This window comes from Pseudomonas kilonensis (assembly GCF_001269885.1).
Classification (GTDB): domain Bacteria; phylum Pseudomonadota; class Gammaproteobacteria; order Pseudomonadales; family Pseudomonadaceae; genus Aquipseudomonas; species Aquipseudomonas kilonensis.
In genome coordinates, this window is sequence record NZ_LHVH01000024.1 from 474,251 (window position 1) to 486,431 (window position 12,181).

Here is a 12,181-nt window from a genome sequence, read left to right on the forward strand (position 1 = left end):
GATGCTATGAACCCAATGTGGGAGCGGGCTTGCTCGCGAAGGCGTCGTCACATCCGACAACCTTGCAAGCTGACACACCGCTTTCGCGAGCAAGCCCGCTCCCACAGGGGATAGGTGTTTGTACTCAGTCAAAAGGCAAAGCAGGAACAGCCAAACGCGCCCCAGAAGCCTTGGAAATCGCTGACCGGGACGTTCGACAATCGTGCCCGTTCATGGCTGTGGGAATGCACCGTGCACGGACCGCTGCACTGGTGGACCTGAGCCTGCAACGGTGACGTCGGGCGCCAGTGGCCCGGGACCTTGACCACCGGCGACCAGTCGGGCAGCACCGGGACGCTGGCCGGCCCGAGTTTTTCGAAGTCGCCGGCGGCATACACCACCTTGCCGTCGACCACGGTCAGCACCGACTCGATCCACTTGATGGCTTCTTCCTCGACGCTGAAGAAATCCGCGCTCAGGGCCGCCAGGTCCGCCAGTTGGCCAACCTTGATCTGGCCTTTCTTGCCCTGCTCCGACGAGAACCAGGCACTGCCGTGGGTAAACAGTTCCAACGCAGTCAGGCGCGGCAGGCCCTCTTCGTGCAACGAAAGGCCGCCGACGGTGCGACCGCTGACCATCCAGTACAACGAGGTCCACGGGTTGTAGCTGGAGACGCGGGTGGCGTCGGTGCCGGCGCCCACCGGCACGCCTTCGGCCAACATGCGCTTGATCGGCGGCGTGGCTTCGGCGGCCTTGGCGCCGTAGCGGTCGACGAAGTATTCACCCTGGAAGGCCATGCGATCCTGGATCGCAATCCCGCCGCCCAACGCCCGTACGCGCTCGATGTTCTTCGGCGTGATGGTCTCGGCGTGATCGAAAAACCAGGGCAGGCCGTTGAACGGAATGTCGCGGTTGACCTTTTCGAACACATCGAGCATGCGGCTGATGGATTCGTCGTAGGTGGCATGCAGGCGGAACGGCCAGCGCTGTTCCACCAGGTGCCGGACCACCGGCTCCAGGTCTTGCTCCATGCCGGGCGGCAGATCCGGACGCGGCTCGAGGAAGTCCTCGAAATCCGCTGCCGAGAACACCAGCATTTCCCCGGCGCCGTTGTGCCGCAGGAAATCATCGCCCTGGTGCAACTTGACGCTGCCGGTCCAGTTCTTGAAGTCGCTGAGTTCTTCCTTGGGTTTCTGGGTGAACAGGTTGTAGGCGATGCGCACCGTCAACTGCTGCTCGCGGGCCAACTGCTCGATCACTGCGTAGTCGTCCGGGTAATTCTGGAAGCCGCCGCCGGCATCGATGGCACTGGTCAGGCCCAGGCGATTGAGTTCACGCATGAATTGGCGGGTGGAGTTGACCTGATATTCCAGCGGCAGCTTCGGTCCCTTGGCCAGCGTCGAGTAAAGAATCATCGCGTTGGGCCGCGCCACCAGCATGCCGGTGGGCTCGCCCTTGCTGTCACGCACGATCTCGCCGCCCGGCGGGTTCGGCGTGTCACGGGTGTAGCCGGCCACCCGCAACGCGGCCCGGTTGAGCAAGGCACGGTCATACAGGTGCAGCACGAACACCGGCGTATCGGGAGCGGCCTGGTTTAGCTCTTCCAGGGTCGGCATGCGTTTTTCGGCGAACTGGAATTCGTTCCAGCCGCCCACCACGCGTACCCATTGCGGTGTTGGCGTGCGGTCGGCCTGGTCCTTGAGCATGCGCAAGGCATCGGCCAGGGACGGCACGCCTTCCCAGCGCAGCTCCAGGTTGTAGTTCAGGCCGCCGCGGATCAGGTGCAAGTGCGAGTCGTTGAGCCCAGGAATGACCGTGCGGCCCTTGAGGTCGATGAGCTGGGTGCCGCTGCCGCGCAAGGCCATAGCCTCGGCGTCGGTGCCCACGGCAACGAAGCGGCCCTGGCTGATGGCAACCGCACTGGCGCGCGGTTTCTCGCGGTCGACGGTATGGAACTGGCCATTGAACAGAATCAGATCGGCGTTCATGGGATTTCCTTTGACGATAAATGAATCGATAGGCGGCGACATTTAGAGGGATCGCTTCGCGATCCCACGGGGATAAATCCCCTCGCCACAACAGTGCTTGTCACAAAAGTTCGGCGCTGCTTAGGGCTCCAGGTGTTCATGGGCCTTGGACGCTTCCAGCCACGGCGCGAACAGACGGGTCGCCAGCGGCATGCACACGTACACCACCGAAAGCACGATGGTCACGGTGATCAGGAACGTGGCGACCACGTAGTTGGACAGAAACGCGTTGAGTTGCAGCAACGGGCCCCAGAGCAACGGCACCAGCAAGGTGTGCGGCAGGATGACCAATAGCGTCACCACCGATTGTTTCCAGCGCGGCGGTGGCGTGGCGGCATCGGCCAGCGGGGCGAACCAGAATTCCTTATGGGAACCGACCTCAATCTGATCGCCGTCGGCCAACAGTGGCGCGGCCTCGGCCACTAATTCACGCCGCTCGGCGGAGTCCAGCCAGCGCTGCATGGCCTCGGTGGAGCGAAAACGCAGCACGCAGGTAAACAGCGACAACCCATCCTGCTTGCCCCGGACCACATCGACGCCCAAGTGCCCCGGCCACTGACCGGCCACAGTCACGATGCGCCGCAACCAGGCCTCGTAGGCATCGTTCTGTCCAACCTTGATCCGGTGCTTGACCACCAAGGTGACGATTTCATCGAAACCGGGCACTGCCGGGCTTGCGGTGGATTCCAGAGTTCGGGATTCAGACATGGCGAAGCACTCCATCAAAACGCGTGTTCAGCGCCAGGCGTCCAGGGCCGGCAATGAACACGCTGGTAAATACAATCAGCAGCAACCAGCCAAACTGGCCTTCTTCCAGGCTCCACTGCGGGTGCACCAGCAGCAGCGCCACCGCCAGCAGGAACAGGATCGGCAGGCACGCCAGGCGCACCAGCACACCGGCCATGATCAGCAGTGGACACAGCACCTCGGCGAAAATCGCCAGGATCAGGGTCGGCGCCGCGCCCAAGTGAAACGGGTCTTCAATGCGGGTCAGCTCGACGCTGTAGTGCAACAGCTTCGGCAGCCCATGGACCCACAGCAGGAACAGCCCGCCGCTCAGGCGCAGGAACAACAAGCCCAGGTCCTGCAACGGGCGCTCATCGGTCAGGTTCATCGGTGGGCTCCGTCCGGGGCGGCCGAGGCAGCGGCAGCGGCCGGCAATGGTTGGGACATGTGGCTGGCAATGCGCGAGCGCAGCCAGCGCTCGGCCGGGTCGTTGTCATGCACCCCGCTCCAGACCATCGACAGTTCAGCGGCATTGATCTCGAACGGCGGGTCCTCGGCACGCAGCGCGCAGCCTTCCACCAGCGCGCAGGCGGCATAGTCGGGCACGGTGGCGATCAGCTCGGTGCCGGCCAGCAAGGCCCGCAGCCCACTGAATTGCGGCACCGCCAGCACCACTTTGCGGGTCCGGCCGATGCGGGCCAGGTCCAGGTCGATGTTGCCGCTCAGGTCGCCCGAGAACGAGACCATGGCGTGGGGCCGCGAACAGTATTCATCCAGGGTCAGCGGCCCCGGGCGCTTGTCGCCACGCAAGACCTTGCAAGGAATGTCCCGCAGTTTCTTGCGCTTGGCATTGGCCGGCAGATCGGTGGTGTAGCTGACACCGACGCTGATTTCACCGCTGGCCAGCAGCGACGACATCAGCAGGAAGTTGGCCCGGCGCACCACCACGATGATCCCCGGCGCTTCTTCGCGCAGTTGGCTCAGCAATGGAGGAAACAGGCCGAATTCGGCATCGTCGGACAGACCGATGCGAAACACGTCGCAACTGGTGGACGGATCGAACGCCTTGGCCCGGCTGACCGCGCCAGAGATGGTGTCCATGGCCGGTTGCAGCTCTTGCAGGATCGCCAGGGCCCGCGGCGTCGGCTCCATGCCGCGACCGTGGCGGATCAGCAACGGATCATCGAACAGATCCCGCAGCCGCCCCAGCGCCGCGCTCACCGCCGGCTGGCCCATGAACAGCTTTTCGGCGACGCGGGTCAGGTTTTTCTCGAACATCAGCGCCTCGAAGATCACCAGCAGGTTCATGTCGAGACGGCGTAAATCATTGCGGTTCATGGGTGTGAGGTCCCGTTTTAACTGTGGGAGCGAGCCTGCTCGCGATGGCGGTGGGTCAGCTTGCATTCATATCTACTGTCCTGACGCCTTCGCGAGCAGGCTCGCTCCCACAGGTCTTAGCTTGCTTGCGTCAACCCTGGATGAACGCCAGCAGGTCCGCGTTCAGGCGGTCCTTGTGGGTGTCGGTCAGGCCGTGGGGCGCGCCGGGGTAGATCAGCAGCTGCGAGTGCTTGAGCAACTTGGCGGCGGCAATGCCGGCAGCTTCGATGGGGACCATCTGGTCGTCATCGCCATGGACCACCAGGGTCGGCACGTCGATGTTGCGCAGGTCTTCGGAAAGATCGGTCTCCGAGAACGCCTTGATGCAGTCATAGGTGTTCTTGTGGCCGGCGAGCATGCCCTGCATCCAGAACCAGTCGATCATGCCTTGGGAGACTTTGGCGCCCGGACGGTTGGCTCCGAAAAACGCGCTGGCCACATCTTTGTATAGCTGAGAACGGTCGGCCAGGGAGGCCTGGCGGAAACCGTCGAACACTTCCACAGGCAGACCGCCGGGGTTGGCCGGGGTCTTGAGCATCAGCGGCGTCACCGCCGAAATCAGGCCGAGCTTGGCGACACGGGCAGCACCATGGCGGCCGATGTAGCGCGCCACTTCGCCACCGCCAGTGGAGAAGCCGAGCAACACCGCGTCCTTCAAGTCCAGCCGCTCGATCAGCTCGGCCAGGTCATCGGCGTAGGTGTCCATGTCGTTGCCGTCCCAGGGCTGGCTGGAGCGCCCGTGCCCACGGCGGTCATGGGCGATCACCCGGTAGCCATTGGACGCCAGGAACATCATTTGCGCCTCCCAACTGTCCGAGTTCAACGGCCAGCCGTGGCTGAAGACCACCGGTTGACCACTGCCCCAGTCCTTGTAGTAAATCTCGGTGCCATCGCGGGTAATGAAGGTGCTCATGACATGACTCCTTGAGGTGGGTGGATCGCTTTATGGTCCGGCCATGGGGGGCACCTGCGTGAGTTAAACGTTGTTAATTTTTTCGGAACGGCGGTGTTAAAAAAACCAGCGGAGATTGCTTTTGTGGCGAGGGGATTTATCCCCGCTGGACTGCGAAGCAGTCCCAAGGACTGACATTTAGGTGTGTCAGGCTTATTGCAGATGGGGCTTCTGGGGCTGCTACGCAGCCCAGCGGGGATAAATCCCCTCGCCACAGGAACGCGGTGTCTGTCAGGGAGGTGTGAGGGATCTGCACCGTTGCGCTTGACGCCAAACCTGAGGAATATGCTCGGGTAAAGCCCAGGCACCGGGACCAGAACATTGAGAGCAACATGAGCCAATTCCTCAGCCTGCCCGTCGAACAGACGGTGCATTTCGGTCCTTACCGGGTCCATCCTCGCCAGCGCCTGGTGCTCGAGGGTGGGCAACCGTTGCGCCTGGGCAGGCGGGCCGTGGAGATTCTGCTGGTGTTGCTCGAACAGGCTGGCGAGGTGGTGAGCAAGCAGCAACTGATCGCCCGGGTCTGGCCCAGGAGCGTGGTGGAAGACACCAACCTGCGCGTGCACGTCGCGGCACTGCGCAAGGCCCTCGGGGATGGCCAGGCCGGGCAGCGCTACATCGTCACCGTGGCGCAGCGCGGCTACAGTTTTGTCGCGCCGCTGTCATTCGAACCGCTCGACCAATGGGCACACATCCCTCATCCATCTTTGACGCGCAACCTGCCGCTGCAGCGCACGCGCCTGATCGGACGCCAGGCCCTGGTGGAAAACCTGGTGACCCAGCTACCGCGAAAACGCTTCATTACCCTGGTCGGCACCGGCGGCATCGGCAAGACCACCGTTGCCCTGCGGGTCGCGGAACGGCTGATCGGCCATTACCGTGACGGCACCCATCTGCTGGACCTGGCGTCGCTCAACGATGCGGCCATGATCGCCCCCAACCTCTGCGCATTGCTCGACCTGCCACTGCAGGACGGCGATCCACTGGACGCCATCGCCCGGCAGCTCAGGGAGCGGCATCTGCTGCTGGTGATCGACAACTGCGAGCACCTGATCGACGCCATCGCCCAGCTCAGCGAAACCCTGCTACGCGGCGCCCCTCACCTGCACATCCTGGCCACCAGTCGCGAAGGCCTGCGCGCCGAAGGCGAACACGTGCAACGCCTGGACGCCCTGGCGTTCCCGCCTCGGGAGATGCCCATCGAGGGCTATCCCGCCCTGCAATACCCGGCGTTGCAACTGTTTGCCGAACGGGCGATGGCCAGCCGTGACGACTTCGCACTGACCGATCGCGAGGTGCCGTTGGTGATCGACATCTGCCAGCGGCTGGATGGCATTCCCCTGGCCATCGAACTGGCCGCTGGACAACTCGGCCGCTTCACCCTGGAGGAACTTCACCGGCAACTGCAAGACAACGTCGCCCTGCTTCACAACGACACCGACGCCGCACCGCGCCAGCAAACCCTGCGCGCCACGCTGGACTGGAGCTTCGCCTTGCTCACGGCCTGCGAGCAGACCTGCCTGCGGCGACTGGCGGTGTTCATGGGCAGTTTCAACCTGGCCTCGGCCGCCGCGGTGATCGTCGGCCAGCATGTCGCGCCCCAGCAGGTGCTGGTGTCGGTCAGCCAGTTGGTCGCCAAATCGTTGCTCAATGTAGAGATCGGCGATGAAGAGGTGCGTTATCGCCTGCTGGACACCACCCGCCGCTATGCCTTGGAGCAACTGGCCGAGGCCGGGGAACTGGCGACCAGCCAGGAACGCCACGCCGAGCGCTGCCTGGCGCTCATGGGGCAAGCGGAAAGCGATTGGGAAAACACCCCCACCCGACTGTGGATCGCCCGCTACGCCGACTATCGCGACGACATCCGCGCGGCGCTCGACCGAGGCTTGGGCCCACTGGGTTCACACGCCGTCGCGATTCGCCTGACCGCCCGTACCCTGCCCCTCTGGCAGGAGCTGTCGCTGCTCAAGGAACACGGCCTCTACGTCAACAAAGCGCTGCAATTGTTGCGGGCCAGCCCCGCGCCATGCCCGCGCTTGACCCTGGCCCTGGAACTGGCCCACGCCAGTTTCAACTACCACACCGAGGGCGGCACGCCGGCCACTGTTCGCGCCTTCGCCACGGCCCGGCAACTGGCCCGGCAATGCCAGGACCTGGCCGGCGAGCTGCGGGCCGTGTCCGGGCAAATGACCGTCGACCTCAGTTGCGGTGACTACCAACAGGCCCTGGCACACAGCCGGGATTTCGACCGATTGGGCTTGCAGGGCGACCCGACCCTGTCCTTGAGCACCCAACGCCTGCGGGTGCTGGCGTTGCATTTCACCGGCGACCAGGGCGCGGCGCGGCGCGAAGCCGAACAGGTGATCCAGCGCCTGGCCCAGAGCGGTCACCTCAGCCGCTTCAGCCACGGCTTCGGCGTGCAATACGATCAGAGCGTGGCCGCGCTGACGGTTCTGGCGCGCATCCTCTGGCTGCAAGGTTTTGCCGAGAAAGCCCGGCGCACCGCCAACCTGGCGCTGCAGATCGCCGTGCAGATCAACCACGGCATTTCGATCTGCTACACCTTGGCGCTGGCCGGTTGCGTGATCGCCCACTACACCGGCGATCATCCGACCGCCCGAGAAAGGCTCGACCTGCTGAAGCAGCAAGCCAAGAAACATTCGGTGATGCTGTTCCATAACTGGGCCTGCCATTACGACGACGCATTCGATGGCCAGCCCTTGGCAACGCGCCCGACAAACGGCTTGATCCAGGACATCGCCGTCACCCTGCGCAGCGACGTCGTCAGCCCGGCGCAAATCGATCGGGCGCGCAGTGGCGCCGCGGGCTGGTGTTCGGCGGAGATCCTGCGGGCCGATGCCGAGACCTTGCTGGCCCGCAACGAACCGTCTCTTGAAGAAGCAGCCGAAGCGCAACTGCTGGCCGCCCTGGGCATCGCCCGTCGTCACCAGGCCCTGGCCTGGGAACTGCGCAGCGCCACGTCCCTGGCCCGTTTGTGGCAGCGCCAAGGGCAAGCGCATGCCGCGCAGGCACTGCTCGGCCCCGTCTATCGACGCTTCACCGAAGGTTTCGAGACCCCCGACCTATTGGAAGCCGGCGCGTTGCTCCAGGCGTTGACTTGACGATTGCGGCCGTGAACGCCGGACTCCCCAAGCACCTTGCAGCACGTAACGCCGATGAAACACAGGCCACTGACCACTGCGCCGCAGTTTGTCCATGGCATAGGTGCGAGTGGTGTGGAGCAGGTAGAAGCGAACCCCTTCGGCACGCGGCTCGACCATCAGCAGCGACACGCTCGCCAGCCGCGACAGCAGCGGAGGCAATTGTCCGACACTCAGTTCAGCGCAACTGATCACGGCCAGCGCCGCCTTGAGCGTAAACGGCCCTTCGAACACCGCCAGGCGCTGGAATGCGGTTTGTTCGTCAGCGCTCAACCGCTCGAAACTCGAGTCCAGCACCGCCTCCAGGCTGCGATGCCGGGCCACCGCCGTACGCCGTCCGTGGCTCAAGAGTGATAAACCGTGATCCAGTTGTTCCAGGACCCCGGCCACCCCCAACGCATCGACCTGGGCCGCCGCCAATTCCAACGCCAGCGGCAATCCGTCCAGGCGCTGGCAGATCTGTGCAAGGGTCGGCCAGTCGCGGCCACCCGGTTTGAATCCCTGTTGTCGGGCGCCCACCCGCTCGATCAGCAACTGCACCGCTGGGCATGCCTCGATCTGGTGCGCAGGTTCCAGGGGCGACGTCACGGCCAGGCCCGGCAGTGACACAATCCTTTCGTCCGGCAAGTCCAAGGGTTCGCGACTGCTGAGCAGCAGCGACACCCCGGGCGCCGCCGCAGCCAGTGTCTGGACCAGTTCCCGACAGGCATCGAGCATGTGCTCGCAGCCGTCGAGCACCAGCAACATCCGACAGGGTTCGAGGACGCGGCCCAAAGCCCCCTGCTCCACGCCCAGCACACCGGCCACTTGCGCCACCACTTGTGAGGGATCGCTGACGGCCGCCAGGTCAACGAACCAGGCACCGTCCTCAAAGTGTTCGAGCAGCAGCTCCGCCACCCGCACCACCACGGTGGTCTTGCCGACCCCGCCGGGGCCGGTCACTGTGGTCAGTGACTGACGGGGCACTTGCACCAGTAACCGCCCCAGGACGTGGTCGCGACCCACCACCGGGCTCAAGCGCATGGGCAGGTTGTGCCGTTCGGTTTGGGGACTGAAAGGTGACCCAACGCGCTCTTGCACCGCCAGGGGCACCGCAAGGCAATAGCCTTGCCGAGGATGATTGAGGATATAGCGAGCGCCATCGCGCCCGTCACCGAAGGCCCGCCGCAGCGCCGCGATGTGCACCCGCAGGTTGATGGCCTCCACGACGCTGTCCGGCCAGACGTGGGCGATAAGTGTTTGCTTGCTGACGTAGTGGCCGGCGTGCTCCACCAGCACCTGCAGGACATCCAGGGCACGGCCGCCCAGCGCGAGGGGCTGGCCGTCACGGGTGACCAGCCGCTGCTGCCGGCAGAAGGCAAACGGACCGAAGCCCACCGCCGGCTCGCTATCGGGTTTGACGAAACTGTTCATGGGCGATCCAGCGCCGGATAACCGGTGCGGGCGTCAGCGTGCGGATCACCGAACACGTCTGCCCTGGCTCCTGCGCATCCTTTCCAAAGGGTTCGTCGTTATCTTGGCAGGCACAGGCTTCAGGACAATGCTGGCACAGGGAGCGCCACGGACATCACGGTGCCCTGGACGGACACCGATGGCTCAACTGAACTGCTGGCGATACTGCACCGGGGTCAGGCCGAGCTTCTCACTGAACAAAAATCGCATATGCCGCACACTGCCGAAGCCACTGCGAAACGCCACGGTCTTGAGCGGCAGGTCGGTGGTTTCCAGCAACTGACGCGCCCGATCGATGCGCGCGCCTTGCAGGAACTCCATGGGCGTCATCTTCACTTCACGGGCGAAGACCCGGGCGAAATGCCGCGAACTCATGGCGGCCAACGCGGCCATGCGCTCGATGGTGAAGGGTTCTTCCAGATGTTCCATCACATGATTCTGCACCCGGGTAATGGCCGATTCCTGCGTCGACACCGCCACCACCGAGGGGCTGAACTGCGCCTGTCCGCCCTGGCGTTTCATCACCACCAGCAACACCTTCGCCACGTCCAACGCGACTTTACGGCCGTGGTCCTGAGCGACGATGGACAGCGCCAGGTCGATCCCGGCGGTGACACCACCGGAGGTGATCAGGCGCCGGTCCTGCAGGAAGATCTTGTCGGTTTCCACCAGGGCCTTGGGGAAACGTTGGATCAGGCGTTCGGTGTAATGCCAGTGAGTGGTGACGCGATAACCGTCGAGCAAGCCCGCCTCACCGAGCACAAAGGCCCCGGTGCAGATGGAGCCGTAGCGCGTAGCCCGTTGCGCCGCCGCCCGCAACCAGGTGTGCAGCCCCGGATGCTGGTCGTTATAGGCCCCCGGCCCGCCCGGTACCAGCAACACGTCATAGGCCGCCCATGCCTGGTCGATATGGATATCGGCCTGCACCGCCACGCCATTGGACGCCCGCAACGCCCCGCGCTCGGTCCCCAGGGTCAGCAGTTGATAACGCAGATCCCCTGCGAGGTAACGATTGGCGATGGAAAACACCTCAAGGGGCCCGGCCATGTCGAGCAGCAAGAAATCCGGGAACAGCACCATTGCAACGGTTTTCATCGGGAAAGACGCCAAAAAATCCAGGGAAACGGCAGGCAGCAGATGATCCCATGTGGGAGCGGGCTTGCTCGCGAAAGCAGTGTGTCAGTCGATGAGAATATTGCTTGTTACGCCGCTTTCGCGAGCAAGCCCGCTCCCACAGGTTCATCGTCAGGCTAACGATCAGCAGTATGTCGAAGCGAAGCATCTGCCGGTAGGGCTCTCTATTGTCCACCTAAAGCGGACAGTCTTTCGTTTTTCACCTGCTTATTGAACATATGGATAACCATTAACCTTCTTCTGAACCCGGCGAACGGCCCAGCCGTCGCCCACAGACATCAGGAGAATTGATCATGCTGACCCTTCGCAAAGCTTCGGACCGCGGCATTGCCCGCCACGGCTGGCTGACCTCGTTCCACACCTTCTCGTTCGCCAGCTACCGCGACCTCAACGAACAGGGCTTCTCCGACCTGCTGGTCATCAACGACGACCGGGTCGCCGCGGCCAAGGGTTTCGGCCAGCATCCCCACCGGGACATGGAGATCTTTTCCTATGTGCTCGAAGGGGCGCTGGAACATAAGGACACCCTGGGCACAGGCTCGGTCATTCGCCCGGGTGACGTGCAGTTGATGAGTGCCGGCAGCGGCGTGGCCCACAGCGAGTTCAACCATAGCGCGGACGAGTCGGTGCACTTCCTGCAGATCTGGATCGTGCCCAACGTCAGCGGCGCCACCCCGCGCTATCAACAGGAACACTTCAGCGCCGAACAAAAACGCGGTCGCCTGCAACTGATCATTTCCCCGGACGGCGCCGCCGGCTCGCTGCAGGTGCGCCAGGACGCCCGGGTCTACGCTGGGCTGTTCGACGGCGAGCAAAGCGCCACCCTGACCCTGGCCGCGGATCGCTATGCCTACGTGCACGTGGCCCGAGGCGCTGTCGAGCTCAACGGCGTGCCGTTACAGGAAGGTGATGGCGTGCGAGTGCGCGAGGAGCAGGTCCTGACCTTCAGTAACGGCCAGGATGCCGAGGTGCTGGTGTTCGATCTGCGGCCGCAGGAGCTGCCGCAGATGCCCTGACAGCAGTGCCTGTGACCTCCAATGAAACTGTGGGAGCGGGCTGGCTCGCGAAAGCGGTGTATCAGTCGACGACGCTGTTGGCTATGCCGGCCCTTTCGCGAGCCAGCCCGCTCCCACAAGTTCTCATTCGTTTTCCCGCGCAGAAGTATTTACCTATTCGGCGCTGTTCAATACCAGCCGTGGGTTTCAGGTGAAAAATCTAAAAAAAACCCGGCAATCCGGCGAATTCAAGCTTCACTCTCTGAGGCGCAGCCCAGCGGTGTCGAGGAAAACGTTTACCCACTCGCGCCTGTTGCGCATGAACCCTGATCCTCTATAAAGTTCCGCTGGCAATCGGGCTTTCTGACGAACTGTTAC

General features: G+C 63.7%; 9 protein-coding genes. 2 read left to right on the forward strand and 7 right to left on the reverse strand.

From position 1 onward, the window contains the following. Nucleotides 1-128: 128 nt before the first annotated feature. The 5 genes from AD662_RS18450 to AD662_RS18470 form a co-directional block, all read right to left on the reverse strand. On the reverse strand, nucleotides 129-1,967 hold the full coding sequence (locus AD662_RS18450; RefSeq protein ID WP_053180496.1) for an amidohydrolase: 1,839 nt from the start codon (nucleotides 1,965-1,967) through the stop codon (nucleotides 129-131). Between the two features lie 120 nt (nucleotides 1,968-2,087). Next, complete coding sequence (locus tag AD662_RS18455) at nucleotides 2,088-2,714, reverse strand: antibiotic biosynthesis monooxygenase (RefSeq protein ID WP_053180498.1); 627 nt, start codon at nucleotides 2,712-2,714, stop codon at nucleotides 2,088-2,090. Beyond that, a complete protein-coding gene (locus AD662_RS18460) occupies nucleotides 2,707-3,120 on the reverse strand; it encodes a DoxX family protein (RefSeq protein WP_053189341.1) in 414 nt (137 codons plus the stop codon). Before AD662_RS18460 ends, AD662_RS18455 begins: the two co-directional genes overlap by 8 nt. Further along, the gene (locus AD662_RS18465) at nucleotides 3,117-4,070 is read right to left on the reverse strand and encodes a LysR family transcriptional regulator (RefSeq protein ID WP_018609171.1); all 954 of its coding nucleotides are present in this window, start codon (nucleotides 4,068-4,070) and stop codon (nucleotides 3,117-3,119) included. Before AD662_RS18465 ends, AD662_RS18460 begins: the two co-directional genes overlap by 4 nt. A 130-nt stretch (nucleotides 4,071-4,200) precedes the next feature. Continuing rightward, nucleotides 4,201-5,022: an alpha/beta fold hydrolase gene (locus tag AD662_RS18470; RefSeq protein WP_018609170.1), complete on the reverse strand. Its 822-nt coding sequence runs from the start codon at nucleotides 5,020-5,022 to the stop codon at nucleotides 4,201-4,203. A gap of 371 nt (nucleotides 5,023-5,393) precedes the next feature. On the opposite strand from AD662_RS18470, the gene AD662_RS18475 reads away from it, so the two are divergent. Then, nucleotides 5,394-8,183, forward strand: coding sequence for an ATP-binding protein (locus tag AD662_RS18475; RefSeq protein WP_053189343.1), 2,790 nt, complete (start codon nucleotides 5,394-5,396; stop codon nucleotides 8,181-8,183). Here the strand turns inward: AD662_RS18475 and AD662_RS18480 are convergent. Then, nucleotides 8,145-9,635: an ATP-binding protein gene (locus tag AD662_RS18480; protein ID WP_053189345.1), complete on the reverse strand. Its 1,491-nt coding sequence runs from the start codon at nucleotides 9,633-9,635 to the stop codon at nucleotides 8,145-8,147. The genes AD662_RS18475 and AD662_RS18480 overlap by 39 nt on opposite strands. Before the next feature lie 183 nt (nucleotides 9,636-9,818). Beyond that, nucleotides 9,819-10,769, reverse strand: a complete 951-nt coding sequence (locus AD662_RS18485; protein WP_053180506.1) for a GlxA family transcriptional regulator — start codon at nucleotides 10,767-10,769, stop codon at nucleotides 9,819-9,821. 332 nt (nucleotides 10,770-11,101) lie between these two features. On the opposite strand from AD662_RS18485, the gene AD662_RS18490 reads away from it, so the two are divergent. Next, nucleotides 11,102-11,824, forward strand: coding sequence for a pirin family protein (locus tag AD662_RS18490; RefSeq protein WP_018609161.1), 723 nt, complete (start codon nucleotides 11,102-11,104; stop codon nucleotides 11,822-11,824). The last annotated feature ends 357 nt before the right edge of the window (nucleotides 11,825-12,181 follow it).